Annotated in this window: 16 protein-coding genes (1 of these 16 running past the window's edge); 4 read left to right on the top strand and 12 right to left on the bottom strand. The window is 68.6% G+C overall.

The annotated features are described in order from the left end of the window. Window positions 1-33: 33 nt before the first annotated feature. From NA8_RS14410 to NA8_RS14400, 3 genes are all read left to right on the top strand, one after another. On the top strand, window positions 34-897 hold the full coding sequence (locus NA8_RS14410) for a class I SAM-dependent methyltransferase (protein WP_063050914.1): 864 nt from the start codon (window positions 34-36) through the stop codon (window positions 895-897). Between the two features lie 73 nt (window positions 898-970). Next, on the top strand, window positions 971-1,357 hold the full coding sequence (locus tag NA8_RS14405) for a hypothetical protein (protein WP_063050890.1): 387 nt from the start codon (window positions 971-973) through the stop codon (window positions 1,355-1,357). 65 nt (window positions 1,358-1,422) lie between these two features. Continuing rightward, window positions 1,423-1,695, top strand: a complete 273-nt coding sequence (locus NA8_RS14400) for a winged helix-turn-helix transcriptional regulator (RefSeq protein WP_084466796.1) — start codon at window positions 1,423-1,425, stop codon at window positions 1,693-1,695. A 146-nt stretch (window positions 1,696-1,841) separates the two neighbouring features. Here the strand turns inward: NA8_RS14400 and NA8_RS14395 are convergent, their stop codons facing one another. From NA8_RS14395 to gmd, 8 genes are read right to left on the bottom strand one after another with little or no spacing between them, the layout of a single operon-like run. Continuing rightward, window positions 1,842-3,191, bottom strand: a complete 1,350-nt coding sequence (locus tag NA8_RS14395; RefSeq protein ID WP_084466795.1) for a cytochrome P450 — start codon at window positions 3,189-3,191, stop codon at window positions 1,842-1,844. Window positions 3,192-3,202: 11 nt separating this feature from the next. Beyond that, window positions 3,203-4,480: a flavin-containing monooxygenase gene (locus NA8_RS14390; protein WP_063050887.1), complete on the bottom strand. Its 1,278-nt coding sequence runs from the start codon at window positions 4,478-4,480 to the stop codon at window positions 3,203-3,205. Beyond that, on the bottom strand, window positions 4,477-6,045 hold the full coding sequence (locus NA8_RS14385) for a glycosyltransferase family 87 protein (RefSeq protein WP_063050886.1): 1,569 nt from the start codon (window positions 6,043-6,045) through the stop codon (window positions 4,477-4,479). The genes NA8_RS14390 and NA8_RS14385 overlap by 4 nt, the downstream gene beginning before the upstream one ends. 55 nt (window positions 6,046-6,100) lie before the next feature. After that, window positions 6,101-7,279, bottom strand: coding sequence for a nucleotide disphospho-sugar-binding domain-containing protein (locus NA8_RS14380; protein WP_063050885.1), 1,179 nt, complete (start codon window positions 7,277-7,279; stop codon window positions 6,101-6,103). A 4-nt stretch (window positions 7,280-7,283) separates the two neighbouring features. After that, complete coding sequence (locus NA8_RS14375) at window positions 7,284-8,468, bottom strand: class I SAM-dependent methyltransferase (protein WP_157106698.1); 1,185 nt, start codon at window positions 8,466-8,468, stop codon at window positions 7,284-7,286. A 1-nt stretch (window position 8,469) separates the two neighbouring features. Beyond that, window positions 8,470-9,417: a GDP-mannose 4,6-dehydratase gene (locus NA8_RS14370; protein WP_063050883.1), complete on the bottom strand. Its 948-nt coding sequence runs from the start codon at window positions 9,415-9,417 to the stop codon at window positions 8,470-8,472. Window position 9,418: 1 nt separating this feature from the next. Further along, entirely contained in the window at window positions 9,419-10,672 is a 1,254-nt protein-coding gene (locus NA8_RS14365) for a class I SAM-dependent methyltransferase (RefSeq protein WP_218019457.1), read from the bottom strand. Further along, window positions 10,669-11,691, bottom strand: coding sequence for a GDP-mannose 4,6-dehydratase (gene gmd, locus NA8_RS14360; protein WP_063050881.1), 1,023 nt, complete (start codon window positions 11,689-11,691; stop codon window positions 10,669-10,671). Before gmd ends, NA8_RS14365 begins: the two co-directional genes overlap by 4 nt. A 116-nt stretch (window positions 11,692-11,807) precedes the next feature. On the opposite strand from gmd, the gene NA8_RS14355 reads away from it, so the two are divergent. Further along, window positions 11,808-12,536: a polyprenol monophosphomannose synthase gene (locus tag NA8_RS14355; RefSeq protein ID WP_063050880.1), complete on the top strand. Its 729-nt coding sequence runs from the start codon at window positions 11,808-11,810 to the stop codon at window positions 12,534-12,536. On the opposite strand, the gene NA8_RS14350 is transcribed toward NA8_RS14355, so the two are convergent. From NA8_RS14350 to NA8_RS14335, 4 genes are all read right to left on the bottom strand, one after another. After that, window positions 12,514-13,239: an NAD-dependent epimerase/dehydratase family protein gene (locus NA8_RS14350; RefSeq protein ID WP_218019456.1), complete on the bottom strand. Its 726-nt coding sequence runs from the start codon at window positions 13,237-13,239 to the stop codon at window positions 12,514-12,516. The two genes, NA8_RS14355 and NA8_RS14350, sit on opposite strands and share 23 nt — an antisense overlap. A 124-nt stretch (window positions 13,240-13,363) precedes the next feature. After that, window positions 13,364-13,780: a cupin domain-containing protein gene (locus tag NA8_RS14345; RefSeq protein WP_040867020.1), complete on the bottom strand. Its 417-nt coding sequence runs from the start codon at window positions 13,778-13,780 to the stop codon at window positions 13,364-13,366. Window positions 13,781-13,795: 15 nt separating this feature from the next. Beyond that, complete coding sequence (locus NA8_RS14340) at window positions 13,796-15,598, bottom strand: thioesterase domain-containing protein (protein WP_063050879.1); 1,803 nt, start codon at window positions 15,596-15,598, stop codon at window positions 13,796-13,798. Continuing rightward, window positions 15,595-24,397, bottom strand: the 3' portion of a protein-coding gene (locus NA8_RS14335) for a thioester reductase domain-containing protein (protein WP_063050878.1). It continues 3,167 nt past the right edge of the window; 8,803 of the gene's 11,970 nt are visible here — the last part of the coding sequence; its start codon lies beyond the right edge, outside the window; its stop codon occupies window positions 15,595-15,597. The genes NA8_RS14340 and NA8_RS14335 overlap by 4 nt, the downstream gene beginning before the upstream one ends.

The following is a 24,397-nucleotide window of genomic DNA, read 5'->3' as shown; positions in this document are numbered from 1 at the left end:
ACACGCGCCACACTCGTGACTAGGTTCATGAACATGGATAACGACGGACCCAGCCGTACAGCGCTCATCACCGCGTATGCCCGCGCCTATCACCAGATCGCTGACCGACCACAGATCTTCACCGACCCCCTGGCGGCACGTCTGCTCGGCGTTACCGCAGAGGATCTGGCCGAATCGGGCACGCCCACAAACGATCACCTCGGTGACGGGGTCAGCGATCGGCCCCGCCGATTGTTCTTCGCCGCACGCGCGCGCTTCGCCGAGGACGCCGTGGCCGCCGCCCTCGACGCTGGTGTGCGGCAGGTCGTGATCCTCGGCGCCGGTCTGGACACCTTCGCCTACCGCAATCCGCGCCCGGACTTGCGTGTCTTCGAGATCGACCACCCCGCTACCCAAGCGTGGAAACGCGAACGCCTTGCTACCGCCGGAATCGATCGCCCTGACACGTTGACCTTCGTGCCGGTCGACTTCGAAACCCAGACGCTGGCAGCGGGATTGGAATCCACCGGATTCAAACGGACCGACCCGGCCGTCTTCGTGTGGCTCGGCGTCGTCTTCTATCTGACTGCGAACGCCGCCCACGCCACTCTGGAATACATCGCTGGTCAGGCGCAGCCGGTCGAGGTGGTCTTCGACTACCTGCGGCCCGCGGACACCGATGAGGACCGTGCCTACCAACGGGCACGCGCCGATCGGCTGGCCGGCGTCGGTGAACCCGTGTTCAGCTACTTCACGCCCGACGACATCGCCGCACGGCTGCGCGCCCTCGGCTTCACCGACCTCGAAGACCATTCCGCCCCCGACCTCATCGCCGGCTACCTCGACGGATCCGCACGTTTCGAGGGCGAACCGCCCCGCGCACTGCGCGCGATCCGCATACTGCGCGCGAGCCGCTGAGTTTGTCTGCCGCGCGGTTGCGGCCGCCAGACCAGCGCCTACCGCAGGTCGCTCATGCCTCTAAAATAGAGGCATGAGCGACAGTGTGGTTCTCTCCTTCTGGCAAGCCGACCGCTCGCGGGACCTCGCACAGCATCTTGCGGACGACGCGATCTTCACCAGCCCGGTCGCCGACTATCACGGGCGCGACGACGCCACACACATGCTGGGACTGATCGCGACAGTGCTCGGTGATATCACCGAGACGAGCCAGTGGAGGGGCGAACGGGACGGGGTTTTCGCGTTCACCGCACAGGTCGAGGATCACCACTTGCAGGGCATGCTGCGCGAGGAACGCGACGCCTCCGATCGGATCACGCACGTCACGTTGTTCCTGCGTCCGTTGGGAACCCTGCGCCTCGCGATCGCGGAAATGGCACGGCGGCTGCAGGATTCACCTCTGCCCAGCCAGGCCGGGTAGCCGTGCCCACCGACGCGCCACGACCCGGACATCCCGTCCGCGGCTCCTCGACCGGCCGCCCGATCATGGCCCTGTTCGACCTGATCGGGCGGCGGTGGACACTGCGAGTGATCTGGGAACTCGATAGAGCCGCACACCCGCCGACCTTCCGCGAACTGCGTACGGCCTGCGGCGAGATCTCCTCCAGCGTGCTGACCCGTCGGCTCCATGAACTCACCGCGGCCGGCATCGTCGATCACGTGAATGGCTATTCGCTGACACCGATCGGACAACGACTCATCCACAGCTTGCAACCGATCACCGCATGGGCCCAAGACTGGGAACGCCAACTTCACTAGCCGCCATGGTCAAGCCATTGCCGTCCATCCCTGCCATGCTGGGCGGCGGCCACGCGCCGATCACCCGCCTCCCGAACACCCCAGCGGACACACGATATTCCCGGCCGGTGAGATTTCGGACCGGCCGAGATGACCGAATAGCCCGGTCAGGTCGGCACGGGCTCGGTGACACGGCGGACCGGGCGGACGCGGATGCCGGATTCCGGGCGCAGGTTCACCGAGGCCAGCGGGACCACCGGGTGGGTGTGGTCGAGTTCGAGCCGGAAACGCTGCACCGTCATCGCCAGGATCAGCACCATCTCCGTCATCGACATGTCCTTGCCGAGACAGATACGCGGGCCACCGGAGAACGGGAAGAACGCGAACTTGTGCCGCTCGGCCACGGCCGCGTCGGCGAAACGTTCCGGCCGGAACTCCTCCGGGTCGTCCCATAGCCGTTTGTCGCGGTGGATGTAGTACATGCACAACGTGACTCGCGCGCCCGCGGGCACGTGGTAGCCGCCGATCTCGTCATCGGCGATGGGTGTGCGCTCGACTATCCAAGCGGGCGGATACAGCCGCATCGTCTCTTCGATCACCATGCGGCAGTAGCTCAGCTGCCCCAGATCCGCGAAGGACGGGGTGCGGTCGCCGAGCACGGCGCGCACCTCCCCGGCCAGCTTCTCCTGGATCCCGGGATGGGTGGCCAGCAGGTAGCACGCCCACGACAGCGCGTTGGCCGGGGATTCGTGACCGGCCACGAGCAGGGTCTTGATCTCGTTGAGCAGATCCTCCTCGCGCATGCCCTGACCGCCTTCGTCGCGGGCGCGCACCAGCGCGGTGAGCACGTCGGTGGTGTCACCGCCGCGGCGGCGTTCCTCGATGAGATGGCGTACCACGTCGTCGAGTTCGCCGACCTTGCGCGCGACCCGGCGGGCCTCCGGTGTCGGGAAGGATTGCGGCAGCTTCACCGGCGCGTTCACTCGCTTCATGATGAGCGCGAACGCCGCGCGCATCGCGTCGGTCACCTGGCTGGTGTCGGTGGACAGGTCGAGGCCGAACAGGATCCGGCCGGTCACCGCGAGCAGCAGTTTGACGTAGTCGTCGTAGATGTCGCGGAACTGCCCGGCCGCGGCGTCCCAGCCGTCGAGCATCGCCGCGGCGCTGTCGGTGATGTCGTCGGCGAAACCCTTGACGTGCGAATGGGAGAACGCCGGGGAGATCAGCTTGCGCTGGGTGCGCCAGTACTCCAGGTTGTTGGTGGTCAGCTGCCCCTCGCCGAGCAGGATGCTGAACTCGTCGTAGATCGGGCTCTTGCGGTAGTTGGTGTAGTTGTCCTTGAGCACGTATTCGGTCATCGCCGGGTCCGCGACGAGGTAGACCAGCATCGGGCCGGCCTTGACCCGCACGACGTCGCCGTAGCCCTCCAGCAGCGCGCCCACCGTCGTCAGCGGGTTCTTCGCCAGTTTCGGCAGCATGCGTCCGGTTTCCACCAGACCTGGCCCGGGTGCTTTCATGGAACGACCTTTCACTTCAAGAGCTTGGCGTGCTTGCGCAGCTGGTGCACGTAGTCCTGTTTCTCCACCACCAGCGGGTACTGGTCGGCGTGGTAGAGCCGCAACCCGGCGTACAGGTCGGGCTGTCGGCCCTGGGTGGCGCGATGGAAACGCTCGACCCGCCCCGGATCGCTCGCCTTGGCCCGCAGGTACTGCGCGACCAGCTCGGCTTGTTTCTCGTAGACATCCCAGTGCGAACCGATCGGCCGCACCATCCCGACGACGAACAGGTCGCGGGTGTGCGGCGGAAAGATGTTCAGATACAGGCCCGGTCGCAGGCTGTCGCCGGACCAGTTCAGATGGGTCCGGTCGACGACGGGATAGTTCGGCACGAACCCGGTGGCCAGCACCACCAGATCGACCTTCTCCTCGGTGCCGTCGGTGAAGGTCACCCTGTCGTCGTCGATCGCGGTGACGTCCGGTTTGGGCGTGATGTCGCCGTGGGTGTAGTGGTGATGCAGTTGGTCGCCGAGCATCGGGATGACGATGCCGTCGGTGAAATCCGGTACCGGGAGCCCGAACGTGCGGGAGCGGCCGCGCAGATACGAGAACAGCCGCTCGAAGGCCCGCTTGCGCAGCGGCCGCCACATCTTGCCTTGCAACATGCTGTCGGTCGGGCGGCCCAGCATGTACTTGGGCATGCAATAGAACCCGCGCCTGCTGCTGTGCAGGGTCAGCGCGGCGTTGACCGCGCAGTCGGACAGGATGTCGGCCGCCGACTGCCCGGCCCCGATCACCAGCACTCGCTTGCCGAGCACCTGTTCGGGATGGCGGTACTCGCTGGAATGCAGCACGGGCACCGTGCCCGAGCCGGGGATATCGATGCGCCGCGGGGTGCGGTCGTGCCCGGTGGCGACGACGACCCCGACGTAGCGTCGCTCGGATCCGTCGGCCAGGGTGACCGCCCAGCCGCCTTCTCCTGGTTCGATGCGCCGCACCGAGGTGTTCAACCGGATGCGCGGCCACAGGTCGAAGGCGTCGGCGTAGGAGTGCAGATAGCGCAGCACGAGTTCGTGCCCTGGATAGTCCGGATAGTCCTCGGGCATCGGGAATCCCGAAAACGCCTGCACACCCTTGGACGCGATCACGTGCGTGTTGTGACTGACCGGTGAGTCCGGACGCCGTGCGTCCCAGATCCCGCCGATCCCGTCGGCCGCCTCGAGCACCTCGAAATCCAAACCATGCGCGGCGAACTCGCGCGCGGTCGCCAAACCCGCCGCGCCCGCCCCGATCACGCAATAGCCGCTCATGCCGCGCCGACCCGTTCGGTTTGTGAAGTGTCTTCCTGCGGCGGCGCGGGTTCCGGGTCCGTGCCCGCGCTCGCCCGCCAGGCCACCATGAAGCAGGCGACGTAGATGACCGTCTGCGCCACCAGCGTGAAGTAGACGTTCTCGTTGTAGACCGCGACGATCAGCCAGGCCACGGTCAGCAGGGCGACGGTCCGTTTGCCACCGCGCATCAACCCGGCGTACACCGCCAGCATCCACACCGCGCCCACCGCGATGTACACCCACGGCCCGAACGGAGCGCGAAACGACGCCAGTGTCAGCACCGCCAACCAGATGGCCAGCTGCTCGGCGCGCACCCGCGGCCCCTCCGCCCCGGCGGTAAGCCGCCGGTGGATGCGGACCGCGGTGACCGCCACCAGGATCAGCAGCAACAAGGTGTAGATGTTGGTGATCACGCGGGCGGGCCCGACAGGATCGCCGATGTCCCAGCCCATGATGTTCGCCTTGTACGGCAGCCCGAACGGCGAATAGTTGACCAGCTGGTTGGCTCGTTCCACCAGCACGAACTGGTGGAACTCCCCGCTGGCCAGCCGCTGCCACGTACCGTCGGACAGGAATTGCCGCCACGGCTCCCAGCCGAAGATCGCCAGCGTGGCCAGTGAATACAGCGCGCCGAACACCGCGGTCCACACCGCCGGCCGCCAGCGCCGCTGAACCAGCAGATAGACCAGCAGGATCGCCGGGGACACCTTGGCGATGATCGCGAACGCCAGCGCCGCGCCGCCGAAGATATCGCGCCGCAGATGGAACAGCACCATGGCGCCCGCCCCGCCGACATACAGCGCCAGCACGTGGATGTTGCCGATCTGCAGAGTCGCCAGCGTCGGCAGGCTGAGCCACACCACCGGGGTCAGCGCCGCCAGCACCCCGCCCTGCCTGCCGCCGACCCAGCGGGCGATGGCGAACATGGCGACCAGCACGATCGCCACGTACAGCGAGTAATACAGCGCGCGCAGCGTGGCGAAGTCGTGGCTGAACAGCAGCAACAACCGGGGCAGCAGAAGGAACGGCGGCGGGTAGAGGTAGGCGTCACGATCCTGCGGCGTCACCGCGGGCAGTATCGAATCCGCCTGAGGCGATTCGTAGCGGTGGCGATCGTAGAGACTCGCCGGGTCGTGCTCGGCCATGAGCGCACCGCTGATGTAACCGGACAGGTGGGTCTTCTTGACCAGGAAGTCGTCGTCGGCCGACAGCGAGGCGTCCACGTTGTCGGCGTCGAGGATGAACTGCGTCAACCGGGCCAGCACCACGACCACGAGCAGGATCGCCACGCTCCACAGCACCCGCACCACGATCGGTTTGGTGCGCACCACCTCCCGCCACTCGGTGGGCACCGTCGGCACGAACAGAACGAACAGCGCCACCGCGCACACGACGCCGAGCACGGCGGTCACCGGTCCGGGAAGGCCGGTGAGCGAGAGCACGATCATCACGACGGGGACGAGAATGCCGACGACGAACACCGCGTACATCGCGGCGAAGTAGTCGAGCGAACCACGGAACCTGGTCCATGTCCTGGATATCATCTGCAACCTACGGCTTTCGGTTCCCGCGCCGCCCGGTCCGGGCCGCGCGGATGGTCTATCTGGTCGCTGCTGTGGCGCGCCCGGTCAGCAGCGGAACCACCTGGGACACCACGTCGCCCGGGGTGGGCGCGGCGCGCAGGTCGGCGCCGATCCGGTCGGCGGCGGCGCGGAATCCGGGTTCGCGCAGCAGCGTACGGATCGAGGTGGTGAGCGCGTCGATGTCGCCTTGGCCCGCGGGGGTCTCGGCGGCCAGCCCGGCCCCGCTGCGCACCAGGCCGCGGGCGTAGTCGAACTGGTCGAACATCTGCGGCAGCACCAGTTGCGGCAACCCGAACCAGCCCGCGGTGAGGCCGGTGGTCGAGCCGCCGTGGTGCACCAAGAGATCGCAGCTCGGCAGGAACAGGTTCAGCGGAACCTCTTGCACGACCCGGACATGCCCGGGCAGTTCGCCGACGGTGGCCCGGTCGGGTGCCGACAGCGCGACGACGACCTCGGCGTCGTCGATGTCGGCCAGCGTCGCGAGGACCGATTCCAGCGGCCGCGGACCGGTCAGGCCCAGCGTGCTGCCGCCCATGCACACCGCGATCCGCTTGCGGCCGTGCTCGTTGCGGTGCCACGGCGGCAGCGCGCCGGTGCCGTTGAACGGGACATAGCCCAGCGGGGTGCCCGGCGCGGCGTCGGGGGCTTGCAGCCGCGGTGGGCAGATGTCGAGTACCGCGACCGGGTCGGCCAGCCGAGTGCCCGCTTCGGCGGCGAGTGCGGCGGTGCGTTCGGTGAAGGGGCCGCCGGTGGGGTCGATGCCCCAGCGGTGCACCAGCACCGGCAGATCCAGTTCCGCGCCGAGCGCCCGGCCGATGGTGGCCAGCGGGTCGGTGAGGATCACCTCCGCTTGCCAGTCGGTGGCCACCGCGGCGAACGCCTCGAGGTATCGGCGGGCATGGTTGTGCCAGTTCTGCGCGGCGATCTGCCACAGGCCCTGTCCGCTGGACAGGTCGCGGTCGGCGAACAGCGGCAGCGGGAACATGCCCGGATTCACCTGGGTGCGCAACTGGTCCATGGGTACGTTGAGCGCGCTCAACTCGACGGCGTTGAGCCCCGAGCGCAGCGCGGTGGCCGTCACGTCGTCGCGCGAGGCGACCAGCACTTCATGCCCGGCCAGCCGCAGCGCCCAGCAGAACGGCACCATCGCCAGCAGGTGGCCCGACGAGGGCACCGGCACGACAAGAAACTTCATCCGATCACTCCTTCGGCTTCATCCACTCCATCGGATTGGTGTGCCGAGGCACCCATGATGGAGCCGATTGCTCGGCGTTGCGGCGTTTTTCGACGACCACGATGTTGTGGTAGAAGTGCAGCGCCCCGATCCAGTCGTCGAAAGCGCCGGTCGCGCGGCCGGATTCCTTCTCGAATTCCTGGTGGTGCAAGGCGTCCACCAGGGTTTTCAGGTAACCGATGCTGGTGGTCGGATCGTCGGTGGCGGTGCTGCTGCCGCCCCAGCCCGACCAGTAGGAGGTCTGGGTGTCCTCCACCACGTACAGCCCGCCGGGCCGCAGGTGCGCGAACAGCGCCCGGAACGAGGCGATCACGTCACCGCTGATGTGGCTGCCGTCGTCGATGATGATGTCGAACGGGCCCAGTGAGCTGCCGAGTTCGTCGAGGAACGCCGCGTCGCCTTGATCGCCGCGCAGCGGTTGCAGGCGCGGCTCGGTGATGCCGGACTTGTCGAAGTAGTCCAGCCCGAACACCAGCCCTCGGCGGAAGTACTGCTTCCACATCCGCAGCGACGCGCCGCCGACATCGGGCGCGGTATAGCCGCCGATGCCCAGTTCCAGGATGCGCACGCGGCTGTCGCGCAGCGGCGCGAAATGCCGCTCGTAGTGCTGGGTGTACCAGTGCCCGCCCCACTTGTCCGAACCGAAGTGCAGCGACAGGGCGTTGAGGTCGTAGTGCTGTGGGCGGCAGGCGGTGACGATCCGGTCGGCGGCGACCGCGGCAGCGTCCCGGGCCAGCCGCCACGGGTCGTCCGGTGCGAAACTGCCCGGTCCCGGCTCGTCCTTGATGGCGATGGCGCGCGTGCCGAGCGTCGCGTCGGGTGGGCCGTAGACCGCGCGCAGCAGCTCCACCAGATCTTGCCGCACCACCAGCCACGGATCCTCCAGGGTGCCGGGAGCTACCGCGGGCTCCTCGGCGCCCAAGGTGAGCAGATAGTCGAGCTGTTTGCCCTCGTGGGTCAGCTCGAACACCGCCGTGACCGGCTGCCCCGGCCGGGAGCCGTAGTTCGCGCGCCAGGCGATCTCCTTCAGCACCGCGTCGGCGACCGTCTCGGTGCCGATCTCGCCGATCCGCGCGGCGGTCTCCTCGTAGACGCCGTCGGCGACGGAGATCAAGTGGGCGGCGAGGACATTCTCGTCGTTCAGGGGCACGTCATCCATCCGTTCCGCCGGTGCGTACCGGCCTCGATTGCTCCGCCGGGCGCACGCCCTCGGCGACGAGCATGGCGCGCACCATGCCGTGGAAGTCCACCGAAGGGCGCCACCCGGTCCGCTCGCGCAGCCTCGTCGCGTCACCCACCAGCGGTCGCCTGCTGCGGGTGAGCACCGAGGAACGTTCGCGGACATGGTCGTTCCAGTCCAGTCCGGCCATGCCGAACGCCGCCGCGCAGAACTGCGCGACCGTGTGGTGTTCGCCGGTGGCGACGACGAACTCGTCCGGCTCATCGAGGGCCAGGATGCGCGTCATCGCCTCGACGTAGTCCGGCGCGTACCCCCAGTCGGCGCCGGCGTCCAACCTGCCCACCTCCACCGTGGTGGTCTCACCGCGCTGGATCCGGGCGACGGCGCGCACGATCTTGCGGGTGACGAACTTCTCGGCCCGCAACGGTGATTCGTGGTTGAACATGATTCCCGCGGCCGCGAAGACGCCGCGGGCGCGGTAGGCGCGGCAGGCCAGCAGGCCCGCCGCTTTGGTCACCCCGTAGATCGAGTCCGGTCGCAGCCCGCTGTTCTCGTCGCACACCGCGGCGCGGTCGGAGCCGAAGACATGCGAGGAGGCCGCGTAGAACAGCCGCGTGCCCGTCCGGTGGCGATCGATCGCCTCGGCGAAATGCTGCACCGGCAGCGTGTTCACCCGGTGCGAGGCGCGGGCCAGTTCGCGCGGGTCGCCGTGGTCGTCCTGCGAGGAGTGCTGCACCGCTGAGAGCAGATACACCTGCGCGGGGCGCTCGGCGGCGATAAGCTCCTCGACCGCGGCCGCGTCGGTGATGTCGACCGGGCCGTCGCGGCCGATCCGCAGCACGCGCTCACCGCGCGCGGTGAGCAGGTCCGACAGCAGGGTGCCGTCCTGCCCGGCCGCGCCCGTGACGACGATGGTCATCTCACACCACGTCCAGCTCCGGCAGCGGGAACACCAGCCGCCCGCCCGCCGCGCGGAAGGCGCTTTCGCGCTCCAGCATCATCGCGCGGAAATGCCAGGGCAGGACGAAGAACTGGTCGGGGGCCAGCTCGCGGGCTCGTGCCTCCGACACGATCGGGATCGCGCTGCCCGGGGTGAACTTGCCGAATTTGTCGTCGTTGACCTCCGCGATGCACGTCAGATCCTCCGGGCCGATCCCGCAGTGCTGTAGCACCACGTTGCCTTTGGTGGAGGCTCCGTAACCGAGTGTGCGCAGGCCCGCCTCGCGGGAGCGGTCGAAGAAGTCGCGGACCCGTTCGCGATGCTGCTCGACTCGTTCGGCGAAGTCCGCGTACGGCCGCGCGGTGTGCAGCCCCAGCGTGGACTCCTCTTGGCGCATGCGATCCAGCGCGGCGGCATCGGCAGGCGAGGGCTCGCCCCGCTTGCCCAAGGTGAGCGCGAAGCTGCCGCCGTTGACGGCATTGCGTTCCACCTCGAGCACCACGAAGCCGCAGCGCCGCGCCATCCATTCGATCTGGTCGAGGGTGTAGTACTCCAGGTGCTCGTGACAGATCGTGTCGTAGGAGGTGGTGGCCAGCATCGCGGGCAGATAACTCTGCTCCAGCACCCAGATGCCGTCGTCGGTGAGGCTGTCGTACACCGCGCGCATGAACTCCAGCGGCGCGGGGACGTCGTAGAACATGGCGATCGAGGTGATCACCTTGGCCCGGCGCCCCGCCAACGCCGATTCGACCAGTTCGCGGGTGAAGTACCCGGTCACCAGCCGCGCGTGCGGCGGATAGAACCGGCGGAACTTCTCCCCCAGCGGGTCGATGCCCACGATCGTCGCCGACCCTTCGGGGTAGGCGCGCAGCAGCGTCGCGTCGTTGCTGCCGATGTCGATCACCACATCCTCCGGCGACAGCGGCATCCGCTGCCGGATCCGCGCCACCCGGTGGGCGAGGTGGTCGATCATCGATTTGTTCAGTCCGGAGCGGTATCCATAGCCGGGGGAATACATTTCGTCGAAGTCGGCGGTGTGGCGCAACTGCACCAGCCCGCATTGCTCGCTGCCGGTGGGTACGCAGCGCACCAACTCCAAGGGGTAGCGGGGCACCTCGGTCGGGTCGGTGGCCGGGAACACCCCGGTCAGCGCCATCGTGCCGAGGTCGACCACCGTCTCGAGCCGGGTGTTCCCGCACACCCGGCAACCCTGCACCGCCACTGCTTGCCTCACACGTTCTCCATATCGTGGGCGACCATCAACTGGACCAGTTCGGTGAAACTCGTGCGGGGCGCCCACCCGAGCTTCTCGCGCGCCTTGCTCGGATCTCCGGTGAGATGATGCACCTCGGCGGGCCGGAAATAGGTCGGATCCACCTCGACCAGCACCCGCGAGGTACGCCGGTCGATTCCCTTCTCCGCCAAACCTGTTCCTTCCCAAATCAATTCGACTCCCGTGGCGGAGAAGGCGGTCTCGCACAACTCGCGCACGCTGTGCGTCTCTCCCGTGGCGATCACGTAGTCGTCGGGTTCGGGCTGTTGCAGCATCAGCCACATCGCCTCGACGTACTCCTTGGCGTATCCCCAGTCCCGACGGGCGTCCAGATTGCCGATGAACAGCTTGTCCTGTTTGCCCTGCGCGATGCGCACCGCTCCGCGGGTCACCTTGCGGGTGACGAAAACCTCGCCGCGCCGGGGTGATTCGTGATTGAACAGGGTGCCGTTGACCGTGTACATCCCGTAGGCCTCGCGGTGGTTCACCGTGATCCAGTACGCGTACAGCTTCGCCACGGCATACGGCGAACGCGGATGGAACGGCGTGTCCTCGCTGAGTGCCACATCGTGCAGTCCGCCGTACAGCTCCGAGGACGAAGCCTGGTAGAACCGGGTGGCGATGCCGGTCTTGCGGATGGCGTCCAGGATGCGCAGCGTGCCGATCGCGTTGGTCTCGGCGGTGAACTCCGGGATCTGGAACGAGATGTGCACGTGCGACTGCGCGCCCAGGTTGTAGATCTCCGCCGGGCGTACGTCCTCCAGGATCCGGTTGAGGCTGCTGGAATCCATCAGATCCCCGTAGTGCAGGAACAGCCGGCGTTGGGAATGCGTATCGGAATACAGGTGATCTATACGGTCGGTATTGAAATTCGACGCACGCCGGATAATCCCGTGCACCTCATATCCTTGCTGCAACAGGAATTCCGTCAGATAAGACCCGTCCTGGCCGGTGATGCCGGTTATCAGCGCCTTTCTCATCAAACCTCCAACCCCGAGACTAACGGGTAGCCGAAAAGCGGGCAATACCTATCTTTCGGCCGCGGCCGGTATTAGAATTCGATTGCATGAGCGCGGCCTCCGAAAAAACTCTGGTAATGATTCCGACGTACAACGAGCGTCGCAACGTAGGCCCGTTGCTCGCTCAGATCCTGGAACAAGGCACCGATTTCGATGTCCTGTTCGTCGACGACAACTCTCCGGACGGAACCGGGGATCTGCTCGATGAGCTGGCCCGACAGCACGCGCCCCGCATCCACGTGCTGCACAGGGCCGGGCGCCAAGGCGTCGGCTCCGCACACCAGGCCGGAATTCGCTGGGCCTACGCGCATGAATATCGGCACATCATCACGATGGATTCCGATTTCGCGCATCCGCCGTCGTATCTTCCGGCACTGCGCGCCGCTGCGGCCGGCTTCGATGTCGTGGTCGGATCGCGGTATCTGAAAGAGGACAGCCTCGCCGACTGGACTCCCTTCCGCAAGGTCCTCACCCGGGTCGGGCATTTTCTCACCGTGACACTGCTGCGGATGCCCTACGATGCCACCGGCGCGTTCCGATACTACCGGTTGGACTCCGTTCCGGTGGCCGCTTTCGATCGTGTCCGTTCGACCGGATACTCCTTCTTCTTCGAAAGTCTCTACATTCTCGCCGCCAATGGGTTCCGGATCGAGCAGGTGCCGATCCACGTCCTCAACCGCACCGCGGGCGCGTCCAAGATGCGCACCCGCGACGTCGCGACCAGCGTGCGTTTCCTGCTGGTGCTGTGCGCGGAGAAGTATCTGCGCCCCAGCAGGCATCGCCTCAGTTCGCCCGCGCACCGCTGACCCTCCGCCCGGCCAGCCAGCCGATCACCGCCGCCGCCTCCGGCCAGTCCGGGCCGGTGGCGGTGATCGGGAACTGGTCGTCGACATGATCTTTGGCGAACTGCGAGCGTGAGCCCACCGCGTCGCGAACCTCGGCCAGCGTGACGGTGGTGCGTGCGCCGACCTCACGCAGGCCGGTGTCCTCGAGGTGGGCGGCGATCCAGTCGGCGCACCACTGCACCGGGGCGAAGCTCTGCCGCGAGCGGCCGCTGGCGAACACCGGACGGTCGGCGGCCATGTCCGCCAGCACGCCCTTGCGGTAGTCCCCGCCGTACATCGGACCGAGCCGCACGACGAGACTGTCCGGCGTGCAACACATCTGCTCGGCTTCCGCGCGATGGCGGCCGTAAGCCGTGTCCAGCTGGGTGCGCGCGGAGATACTGCTGATCTGCACGAACCGGTCCCAGTCCCACCGCTCGCGCAGCAGCCGCGTCTTGTCCACCGTCTCCTGGCGATCGGCGTCCGGATGATGCTCGGCCCAGAACCTTTTCGACGGGCAGGCGGCATTGATCAGCACGTCGTAGCGCCCGGCCGTGCGATGACGTTCATGGTCGGCGCGTACCACCGGCGCCACCTCCCACCGTCCGCTTCTCGCGAGCGCGTCGACCAGCGCGGCGCCCACGTATCCGGTGGCGCCGACCACGGCCACACGTAATCGGCTCACACGCATTCCTTTCCGGCATACGCCTCGCCCGCCGCGGACTTCGGCCACCGCGCTCCCGCGCCGTGTCCGCTTCGGCGCTCGGGCCCCCCGCGGTGGAGCAATCCCGGTCCTGCGGTCACAGCGCTCACGCGCCGTTGCCTTCCAAGGTGTGCGGTAGCGGCGCCACCTGCACGATCGGCGGATCGCACTCGTCCCACGGCTTGGTCAGCATGGCGATGAACGTCAGCGGAGTGATCGAGTACACGGTGTGCATCACCCCGATCGGCGTGCGCGTGCAGATGCCCTTGGACACATGGATGAACTCCTCCGGGCAGTCCGGATCCTCGTGATCGTCCTTGGTCACCAGCACGCCGTTGCCCTCCACGAACAGCAGATACTCGACGAAATGCGGGTGGTAGTGCAGTCCGCGCACTTTGCCGGGGTGCATGTAGATCAGGTTGAACTCCAGCAGGGGTTCGGGCGGGACCCAGGTGAAAATGCCGCCGCGTCCATCGCGGACGGTGTCGAGGTTGCACGAGGGGGTGAGGACTTCGACCTTCATTACTGCATCCCTTCATCAGGCGGATACCGCGTGGGGGTGGACAGCGGCGAGCTTGTCCGCGAGCGAGCCGAGCAGCGCTGCCCGCTGCTCGACGAGGAAGAAGTGACCGCCGGGCAGCAGCTCGGTGGAGCGCAGTCCCGGCAGGACGTCGCGCCAGGCCTCCAACTGCGTGACCGCCACCTGTCGGTCGTCCCGGCCGCCGAACAGGTGGGCCGGGCACGACGGCGCGGCGGCGGGGGTGAACCGGTAGTCGTCGAAGATCTCGAAGTCGCTGCGTAAGGCGGGCAGGAACAGCGCCATCACATCCGGGGTCTCGCGCACCTCGGGCGGGATTCCGCCGTAGTGGCCGACCGCGGCGACGAAATCGTGATCCGGCAGGTCCGACAAGCGGCCCGGCCTGGGCAGGTGCGGGGCCACCGCGCCACCGAGGAACAGCGCTCGCGGCGCGATCGGATCGGGCAAACGGCGGGCCACCTCGTAGGCGGCCAGCGCGCCGAGGCTGTGACCGAAGAAGGCGAACGGGAGATCGGTCAGGGGCAGGACCTGGGCCAACGCGGCGTCGACGAGGTCGTTGAAGCGGCGGATGGGTGTCTGCGCCAGATGTCGTTGCCGGGCGGGCAGTTCGACCACGCACAGCTGCACCCAGTCGGGCAGCTCGCGCCGCCACGGCGTGTATGCGGCGGCTTTTCCGCCGGCGAACGGCCAGCAGAACAACCGCAGGCTGGGAATACCCGCTGTCTTGCGGTGGATGGTCAGCCCATCGGTCTCGTCCGGTCGCGCCGATCCGTGGGTGGCCGAAGTCGCTACCGAAGCCGGAACACCGCCTGCCACAGCCGATGGGGCCGACGCTGTCACCGTGGCCGCAACAGGCTCGGCGGCAGTATGTTTCGATCCCGCTTCGCCGCGGAGGGCACGCAGATCGCCCACCGTCGCGATTCGGGTCACCGGCGCACCCAGCGTGGCGAAGAACTTCGACAGCGGCGCCGACGGGCCGACTTCGTATCGGGGGGTGTCCGAGCGCAGCAACGCGCGCATGTTCGCCGTCCAGCGGACCGGAGCGGAGATCTGGCGCACCAGATGCTCGGCGAGGGTTTCGGGCCGGTGGAACTCCCCGGTGTAGTTCGAGGTCACCGCGACCGAACGCTCGGTGCGTATGCGCGGCGCGCAGTCGGTGAGATGTCCGGCGAACTCGGCCTCGATGCCGCGCATCCACCGGGAGTGGAACGGCGCGCTCACCCGCAACGGGACGAACCGCAACTCCGGATGACGTTCGGCGAGCACGACGCGCGCGGCCGCGACCGCCTCGCGCGCACCGCTGATGACGAGCTGATCGGTCGAATTGTCGTTGGCCACCTGCGCACCCGCCTCGGCTACCAACTCCGCCACTCCGGAGCCGGCGATATCCGGCAGGATCAGCGCGGCCATCGCGCCCGCCCCCTCCGGCGCGGCGCGCTGCATCAGCGCGCCACGCGCGCGCACCAGGCGAACCCCGTCGGCGAGTTCGAACACGCCCGCCGCGACGAGCGCGGCATACTCGCCGAGGCTGTGCCCGCCGAAAGCGACCGGCCGGATACCGGATTCGCTCACCAACACCCGGTACGCGGCGATCTCCATGGTCAGCACGCACGGCTGGGTGTACTCCGTGCGATGCAATCGCGGATCGCGCTCGGCGCAGATCCGCAGCAGGTCCTCGCCCACCGCGGCGCTCGCTTCGGCGAAAGTGTCGCGTGCGACGGGGTATTCGGCGCAGAAGTCCGCTCCCATCCCCGTGCGCTGGGCGCCCTGGCCGGGGAAGACGATCGTGCACTCGGCGCTCATCGCAGCACCTGCGCGGCCGGCTGGGCCCCGTGCGGCGCGGGGATGTATCCCACCTCGGCGCAGTGCGCCAGATACACCCGCACCAGCTCCTCGGTCGGCGGACAGTCGATGCCCGCGGCGCCGAGCACCCGCCGGGTGTAGGCGCAGTCGGCGTAGGAGCTCTCCTCGTAGTGGATGGTGCCGAACAGCTCGATGCCGTACTTGAACATCTCCAGGGTCTGGCTGTCGTAGACCTCGTCGCTGCCGAGCCGGTAGATCTGCCGGTCGGTGGCCCTGCGATGGAATTCCTCCAGCGGCACCAGGTCCACCGCGTAGCCGGCGCGCTGGACATAGCGGACCACGTCGTAGTAGCGCCGGATATCGGGGTTGGTCAGGTGGTAGGTCTCCCGGTAGGTGGGGCGGTGCAGGGCGATGTGCACGATCGCGGCGCTGACGTAATCGACCGGGGTGATGTCCCAGTGCACCGGCGTGAGCATCGTCTCGCCGGTCTCGATCATCGTCTTGAGGATGTCGTAGTACGCGCCTTTGACGCTGACCTCGGAGAACGGGTACCGGCCGGTGCGGCTGTCGCCCATGATGTTGCCGGGGCGCACGATGTCCCACAGCAGTCCGCGTTCGCTCGCCGCCCGGATCAGCTTCTCCGACTCGTACTTCGTCTGCTGGTAGGGCAGATGGTCGTAGCCTTGGCCCAGTTCGAGATCGCGCTCGGTGAACGGTGGGTTGTTGAAGTTGAGCCGATCACCCAGCGCGCTGAAGCTCGACACGTACACCAGGTACTTGCCGCGTGAGCGCAGCGCGAAGTCCACCGCGCGGCGGGTGCCTTCGACGTTGATCGGGGCCAGTGCGTCGTAGAAGGTGACCAAGGTGGTGCGGCCCGCGGCGTGGATGGTCAGGTCCACCTCGTCGGCGAGCTGTCGCCAGGTGTCCTCGTCCAAGCCGAGCCGTTCGCTGGAGACGTCGCCGAGCACGGTGGTGACGCGCTCGGCGAATGCCCGCTCGAGGGTCGCGTCCGGATCGTAGGTGGCCAGGAAGTGCTTGATCCGCTGCTCGGCCACGGCCACGGACTTGCCGCGCACCAGACAGGTCACCCGCGCGTCGGTGCGCGTGAGCAGATCGTGTAACAGCTTGCCGCCCAGCACACCGGTCACGCCGGTGATGAAGACCGATCGCACCGGGATCGGGGCGTCCATGGTGATCGCGGGAATGTCCTGCTGGGTCGCGGTGGCCGCGCTGACGGTGGTGGGGCGCGGGGCGTCTTGCGCCGCGCCGGAGATGATGCCCTCGGCCACCAGATAGTGCGACAGCGACGCGATGGTCGGATACAGCTCGGTCGATTCCGCCGGGATCTTGACGTCGTAGTGCTTCATCAGCCGGTTGAGCATCCGGACGGTGGCCACCGAGTCGAACCCGAAGTCGGTGAAATCCGCGTCGAGGTCGAGATCGGCCGGATCGGTCTTGGTCAGATCGGCGAAGATGTCGCGGATGTGCTCGGCGAGCCGGTCGCGCAACGCGCTGTCGACTTCGTCGCCGGACGGCTCGGTGGCGGCCGACTCGTGGGGTGTCTGGACCGGTTCGGCCGGCACCGCTATGTCTTGATGCGCTGTGCCGTTGGTGGAGTGTCCGTTGCGCCGCTGCGCCGACGGCGGCTCGGTTTCCCACGCGACCACCGTCTTCGCGACCACCTGCGGTGCCGGGTCGGTGCGCCGCTGGTAGTCCTCGGGCACGATCCAGTACCTGCGCCGCGCGAACGGATAACCGGGCAGGCTCACGATCCGGCCGAACGGCCGCTGGGAACCCTCTTCCCAGTCCACGGTCCAGCCGCCGGCCCACAACTCGGCGACCCTCGGCAGATTGCCGGAGCGCAGCAGTGCGCCCACCTCGGCGCGTTCGGCGTCCGACTCACCGGGCAACTCGTCGAGGTCACGGTGGGTGCGGGCCACCCCGCGGAAGACCAGCATGCCTTCGGCCGGTGCCGGTGCACTCGAATCGGCTGTGCTGTCGAGTAGTTCCACCAGTTCTGCCGTGGAGGTGGCCACCACCGCGAGGCGATGCTCGAACGTGGCCCGCCCGACGGCCAGCGTCCACGCCACGTCGGGCAGCGAAAGCGGATGGTCGCGCAGCCGGTCGGCGGTGCGGGCGGCCAGTTCCGCGAGCCGGTCGGCGTCGCGCGCGGACAACACCACGATTCTCGGTTGCCCGTCTTCGGGAGTCGGCGCGACGGGCTCGGCGTCGGTGAGGATCACATGGGCGTTCGAGCCTCCCGCACCGAACGAGCTGACGGCGGTGATGCGGGGCTTGCCGTCGGCGGGCCGCGGCCATGGCGTGGGCCGGTCGATGACGCGGAACGGGGTCGCGGCGAAGTCGATTCCGGGGTTCGGAGGATCGCTGTGCAGGTTCGGCGCGATGGTGTCGTGGCGCAGCTGTAGCAGCGCCTTCACCACGCCCGCCGCGCCCGCCGCCGCTTCCAGATGCCCCACGCTGGATTTCGCCGAGCCGATGCCGCAATAGCCACTCGCGGACGTCGAGCGGCGATAGGCCTTCGTCAGCGCCGCGATCTCGATGGGATCACCCAGCGCGGTACCGGTGCCGTGGGCTTCCACGTAGCCGATGTCGCCCGCGTCTATCCGCGCCGCGTCGAGGGCCCGGCCGATGAGGTCGGCCTGAGCGACGGGATTGGGGACGGTGAACCCGTTGGTGCGCCCGCCGTGGTTGAGGGTGCTGCCGCGGATCACGCCGTAGACGCGGTCACCGTCGGCGCGCGCGTGCCGCAACGGTTTGAGCACGAGAGTGACCACACCCTCGCCCGGCACGTAGCCGTCACCGCCCGCGCCGAACGACCGGCAGCGGCCGTCGGTGGAGGCCCAGCGGCCGTAGCCGAGCAACAGGTACTTGCCGGGGTGGATCGACACGTTCACCCCGCCGGCCAGCGCGTAGGCCGCTTCGCCGCGGCGCAGACTCGCACAAGCCAGATGCAGCGCGGTCAGCGATGCCGAGCACGCCGTGTCGACCGCGAGACTCGGGCCGTTGAAGCCGAAGTGGTAGGAGACCCGGTTCGCCACCGCGAAATAGCCCGAGATCGGCACACCGACGAATGCTTGATACTCGGCGTAGCCCACACCGGCGAAGACGCCGGCATCGGGCAGGCCGCGGGCCGCGGCGCTGCGGCGCACCCGCTCCGGCGAGTAACCCGCGTCCTCCAGCGCGGCCCAGGAGGTTTCGAGGAACAACCGTTGCTGCGGGTCCATCTCCTCGGCGTCTTTGGGCGTGATGCCGAAGAAGCGGGCGTCGAACTTGTCCACGTCGTCGAGGAACCCGCCCCAGCGAGCGTAGGTGGTGCCCGGCTCGTCGGGGTCCTCGGACAGGTATTCGCGGTGATCCCAGCGTTGCGGCGGGACCTCGACGATGCAGTCGCGGCCTGCGATCAGATTGGCCCAGAACTCCTCGACAGTGCTCGCCGACGGGAACTTGCCCGCCATGCCGATGACGGCGATGTCCTCGCAATCGTGCGCGTCGTCGAGGATCGGCTCGGCGGATTCGGCAGCAGCGCTTTCCGGAGTAACCGTTCGGGCCGCCCCGGGTGCGCCGGCGGGTGACGGCGTCACAGCAGCGGCGTCGGCGGTGAGGGCGGCCACGCGCGGCGAGTGCTCGTCGGCGAGATAGCCCGCGAGGTCGCGGACGGTCTGATATTCGAAGAACAGGGTGCTCGGCAGCGGACCGAAATCGGTTTCCAGCCGGTCGTTCATCTTGCTGATCAGCACCGAATCGATGCCATAGTCCTGCAACGGAACGCGGGTGCGGATCCGTTGCGGGTCGAGTCGGCAGTACTGGGCGAGTAGATTTTTGAGGTAGGTTTCGGCGGCCTGTCGCAACGGCGAGACCTCGGTAGCAGGGCTCACGAGTCCATGCGGCTGCTGGTCGGCAGCCCCCGCTGGTTCGGAGGCGCCTGTGATATCGGCGGCGACTGCCGGCTTCGAGACACTCACCGGTCCGGAAACATCGTGGAAGCGCCTATCTTCGTCCGCGTACGCGGACGAAGATGGACCACCTACCTCCGGCGCCCAGCACCTTTCTCGGTCGAACTCGTAACCGGGCAGATGAATACGGCGCGCGGCCGGGTCGATCCAGCCCGCGTGTTCGACATGTCCACCCTCGACCCATTGCCGTGCCGCTGCTACCGGGTCGTCCAGCACGATGGCTCCGGCCCGGTCCGTGGACGGGGTGTCGATGGTTCCGGTGAAGACGCCTGCCGCACGGTCGCCCTCGGCGAACGCGGCCAGCCGCGCCGCGAGCGCGTCCACCGAGTCTCCGACCACGGCGAGCCGATGCTCGAATCCGGCGCGCCCGAATGCCAGCGTGCGCGCGATGTCCGCGGGTGCCAGCTCCGGATGCGCGGCCAGGTGCCTGCGCAGCGACCGTGCCATCCGGGTCAAGCTCGTCGCGCTGCGGGCCGAGAGCACCACCAGCTGCGGGCCGCCCGGTATGTCACGGCGGGCCGTCACCGGCTCCGGTGCGCCATCCACCACCACATGCGCGTTGGTGCCGCTGAAACCGAAGGAACTGATCGCGGCCCGCCGTGGTGCGCTGTTCCACGCGCGCAGCTCGGTATTGACGAAGAACGGCGACTCGTCCAATCCGAGCAGCGGGTTCACCGAATCGACATGCAGCGAGGGCGGCAGCTGTCCGGCGCGCATGGCCAGCAGCACCTTGAACAGGCTCGCCATGCCCGCGGCATGCGAAGCGTGCCCGATGTTCGATTTCACCGACCCCACCGCCACCGCGCCGACCGCGCCGGTGTAGCGCCGGAAGGCGGCGGTGAGCGCCTCGATCTCGATCGGATCACCCAACCGCGTTCCGGTGCCGTGCGTTTCGACGTAACCGATGGTGGACGGATCGATCCCGCCGTCGCGATACACCGCCAGTTCCAGTTCGGTCTGCGAACGCACGCTCGGGGCGGTGATGCCATTGGTGCGGCCGTCGTGATTGATGCCGATCCCGCGAATCACCCCGTGGATGGGGTCGCCGTCGCGTTCGGCGGCGGCCAGCGGCTTGAGCACCACCACGCCGACGCCCTCGGCGATCACGAAACCATCGGCGCCCGCGTCGAAGCTCGCGCACCGGCCACGCGGCGACAGCATGCCCATCGAGGAGGCGAGCAGGTGGTACTCGGGCGTCACGAACACCGCGACGCCCCCGGCCAGCGCGAGCTCCGACTCGCCCGAGGCGAGGCTGCGGCAGGCCTGGTGCAACGCGACCAGCGCCGAGGAGCAGGCGGTGTCCAGCCCCAGACACGGACCGGTGAGATCGAGGTGATAGGCCACCCGGGCGGGCAGAATGGCCGGACTGTTGCCGGTGAACATGTGGTGGGAACCGGCCGCTCCACGATTGCGCAGCAGGTTGGCGTAGTCCGACCCCGGCGACCCGGCGAACACTCCGCACCGGGTGCGCCGCAACGACTTCGGGTCGATGGCGGCGTCTTCCAGCGCCAGCCAGCTGTGCTCCAGGAACAGCCGCTGCTGCGGGTCCATGTAGTCGGCTTCGGCGGGCACCAGGTCGAAGAACGCCGGATCGAACTCCTCGACACCGTCGAGGAATCCGCCCCACTTGGAATAGGTCTTGCCCGGCGTCACCTGCCCCGCCCGGAAGTAGTCGGCGATCGGCCAGCGCGTGACGGGGACCTCGGTCACCGAGTCCCGGCCATCGGCGAGATTGCGCCAGAACTGCTCGAGATTCGCCGCGCCCGGGAACTGCCCGGACATGCCGACGATGGCGACGTCCATCGATGCTGACCTCTCGCTGGACTGCGCGGCCCGCGCAGCGACGGTTCGGGCGCCCGACGGCGCCACGTTCGAGACAGGAGATGTCCGGGCGGGCATCTGTGCCGCCGATGCGCTCGCCGCCGTGGCTCCTTGTCCGTCCAGGTGAGCGCTGAGCAGCCGTACCGACGGATGGTCGAACACCACCGTGGGGCGCAGCGCCGAGCCGTAGCGGGCGTTGACCCGGTCGATGATCTTCACCGCCAGAATGGAATCGACCCCGTACTCCGACAACGGCAGGTCCGCGCGCACCTCGCCGCGCGCCACGCCCAGTCCGTCGGCGACGATGGCGACGAGTTCGGCCTCCAGCGCCGCAGCATTGCCGGGCTGCGCTGATGCGCTCACCGCGGGGAGCTGTTGCGCGGCGACCGAAGGTTCGGGCTGCCGAACGGCGGCCGGTTCAGCGGCTGCCGCGAAACGGGGCTGCGCGGCGGCAGCCGACTCGGCCGCGAAGTGACGTTGCGTGACGGGAGCCGGTCCGGCTGCCACCCCCGGGTGGAGCTGCGCACGGGCGGCGGGTTCGGCGGTGACCGCGAGAGAGGGCTGCGCGGTGGTGGCCGGTGCGGCGACAGCGGGAGCGGCGGGCGCGGTGGCGCTGACCGCGGCCAGCAGCCGGAAACTCGGCTCCTCGTCCGCCGACAGCCCGGGACCCCACGAACGGATTCCGGAGAATCCCGCCGCGGACAGCGCGGCCTGCCATTGTGACTCGGACAGCAACGGGGAGTGCGGGATACGCGCCTCCGAATCGCGGTAGCCGTGCCAGCCCTCCAGCAGCCCGAAGGTCAGCGCGAGCACCTCGAGGTCGGTGGTCGCCTCGGTGAACGCGAGCACACCGCCGGGCGCCAGCAACCGCCGGATGTTGCGCAGGGTCGCGTCGATCGACCGCGTCGCATGCAGAACGTTGGCGCACAGCACCAGGTCGGCCTCGTGCGCGGAGAATCCCTGCGCGACCGGATCGGCGTCGATATCCAGCACCGCGAAACGCAGATTCTCGCGCGTACCGAAGGCGCGCCGTCCGTGCGTGAGGAAACTGTGCGAGACGTCGGTGTAGTGATAGTCGAACGCGATCCCGCGCGCGGTGAGCGCGTCGAGCACCGCGTGCGTGGAACCGCCCGTCCCCGCACCGATTTCCACGATCCGCAGCGGCTGCGTGTCACCGGTCCGCTGCCCGACCGCCGACACCAGTTCGGCGAGCAAGCCGTTGGTGAAGTCGTAGGCGGCGTTGCCTCGATAGATCGCGCCCACCAATGCGAGGTCGCCGCCGGGGAACAGCACCTCCGTCGCGGACAGCTCCCCACGCAGCACGCGCGGATACGCCGCGAGGCAGGCATCCAGCAATGCCACGTATGGCGCGGTTTCCGGGAAGCGGGCCAGCAGGTCGGCGCGCATCCCGCTGGTGCCGGGTGGCGGGCCCGGGACCTCGAACCGGTCGTCGTGCCGGCGCACGAGCCCGTGTCGTCGCAGGATGTCCAGGCAGCTGGTGCGCAGCCGACCGAACCCCGGTCGCACCCCCAGGCGCGCGTCCAAGGATTCCGCGGTCCACTCCCCCGCAGTGAGTCCCATACCCGTCAGGGTGGCGAACAGCAGCATCGCCGCGTAACGGCCGAGTTCGGCTCTACCGGGCTCCACGATGCCGGTGGGCTGCAGCGCCGCCTCGAACTGCCGCACCGCGGTGTCGAAGCCCGAGCGCGGCGGCGCGATGATCCAGTAGTCGGTGCGCTCGAACGGGTAGCCGGGCAACGGGATTCGGCGCCGCGGCCCGCCGCGCCCGCGCCAATCGATGTCGGCGCCGGCGACCCACCGGCGGGCCAGTTCCTGGTCGTCGGTCGCCGGCGCGAGCAGCGGCTGGGTTTGTGCGTCGACGGTTCCGGTGACCACCGGACCGATTCGGTCGGTGCGGAACCGGTCGAGTGCGTCGGCAACCTCCACCGGGGACGAGGCGACCACCGCGAGACGGTGTGCCAGCGCGGGCCTGCCCACCTGTAAGGTGCGCAACGCGTCGAGGAAGTCCGCGGGATCGAGGGTGCGGAAGTGCCGCGCCATGGTCTCGGCGTAGCGGTGCAGCCGCTGCGGGGTGCGCGCCGAGAGCACGAAGATCTCGGGTTCCCCCGTCCCGGCCGGGGCAATCCGGTCGTCGACGAATTCGGCGAGCACCACATGGGCGTTGGCGCCGCCCGCGCCGAACGCGCTGATGCCCGCGTGCCGCGCCACCGCGACGCCGTCGACGGTGCGGCGTGGCCAATCCTCCAGTTCCCGGGGCAGGTGGAACGGCACCGAGTCGAACGCGATGGCCGGATCAGCCTGTGCGGCGCGCGGCGTCGGCGCGATCCGGCCGTGGCGCATCTGCAACAGCACCCGGGTCAGGCCCGCGACGCCCGCGGCCGCTTCCAAATGGCCGACGTTCGACTTCGCGGACCCGAGTGCGCGGGAGCGACCGCTGCCGCCGGATCTGCCGAACACCGCCGCCAACCCGGCGATTTCGATCGGATCGCCGAGCGGTGTCCCGGTGCCGTGCGCCTCGAGGTAGTCGATCGCGGTGGGGTCGACCCCGGCCGCGCGCAGGGCCTCGCCGATCACCTCGGCTTGCGCCCCCGGGTGCGGCACGCTGTATCCCGAGGTCTGCCCGCCGTGGTTGACCGCGCTGCCGAGAATCAAGCCGTGGATGGTGTCGCCGTCGGCACGGGCTGCCGACAGCGGCTTCAGATACAGCGCGCCGACGCCCTCGCCGGGGACGTAGCCGTCGGCGCCGGCGGAGAAGGGCCGGCATCGGCCGCTGTCCGACATCATGCCCAGGCTGTGCAGCAGCAGGAATTTGTCCTCGTGCAGCAGCAGATTCACCCCGCCCACGATCGCCGCGTCGCATTCACCGTCCAGCAGACTGCGCCGCGCCAGATGCAGCGCGGTCAGCGACGCCGAGCACGCGGTGTCCACGGTGAGGCTCGGGCCGCGCAGGCCGAGGGTGTAGGAGGTGCGGTTGGCGATGGAG

The sequence above is a fragment of the Nocardia arthritidis NBRC 100137 genome (assembly GCF_001612765.1).
In the GTDB taxonomy this organism is placed as follows: domain Bacteria; phylum Actinomycetota; class Actinomycetes; order Mycobacteriales; family Mycobacteriaceae; genus Nocardia; species Nocardia arthritidis.
Note: the sequence above shows the minus strand (reverse complement) of the source record. Positions and strands in the feature narration are given on the sequence as shown.

What these genes read in the sequence shown, in the direction of transcription:
- NA8_RS14410 (WP_063050914.1), top strand. Translation starts at nt 34, where the DNA reads ATGGATAACGACGGACCCAGCCGTACAGCGCTCATCACCGCGTATGCC.
- NA8_RS14405 (WP_063050890.1), top strand. Translation starts at nt 971, where the DNA reads ATGAGCGACAGTGTGGTTCTCTCCTTCTGGCAAGCCGACCGCTCGCGG.
- NA8_RS14400 (WP_084466796.1), top strand. Translation starts at nt 1,423, where the DNA reads ATGGCCCTGTTCGACCTGATCGGGCGGCGGTGGACACTGCGAGTGATC.
- NA8_RS14395 (WP_084466795.1), bottom strand. Translation starts at nt 3,191, where the DNA reads ATGAAAGCACCCGGGCCAGGTCTGGTGGAAACCGGACGCATGCTGCCG.
- NA8_RS14390 (WP_063050887.1), bottom strand. Translation starts at nt 4,480, where the DNA reads ATGAGCGGCTATTGCGTGATCGGGGCGGGCGCGGCGGGTTTGGCGACC.
- NA8_RS14385 (WP_063050886.1), bottom strand. Translation starts at nt 6,045, where the DNA reads ATGATATCCAGGACATGGACCAGGTTCCGTGGTTCGCTCGACTACTTC.
- NA8_RS14380 (WP_063050885.1), bottom strand. Translation starts at nt 7,279, where the DNA reads ATGAAGTTTCTTGTCGTGCCGGTGCCCTCGTCGGGCCACCTGCTGGCG.
- NA8_RS14370 (WP_063050883.1), bottom strand. Translation starts at nt 9,417, where the DNA reads ATGACCATCGTCGTCACGGGCGCGGCCGGGCAGGACGGCACCCTGCTG.
- gmd (WP_063050881.1), bottom strand. Translation starts at nt 11,691, where the DNA reads ATGAGAAAGGCGCTGATAACCGGCATCACCGGCCAGGACGGGTCTTAT.
- NA8_RS14355 (WP_063050880.1), top strand. Translation starts at nt 11,808, where the DNA reads ATGATTCCGACGTACAACGAGCGTCGCAACGTAGGCCCGTTGCTCGCT.
- NA8_RS14345 (WP_040867020.1), bottom strand. Translation starts at nt 13,780, where the DNA reads ATGAAGGTCGAAGTCCTCACCCCCTCGTGCAACCTCGACACCGTCCGC.
- NA8_RS14340 (WP_063050879.1), bottom strand. Translation starts at nt 15,598, where the DNA reads ATGAGCGCCGAGTGCACGATCGTCTTCCCCGGCCAGGGCGCCCAGCGC.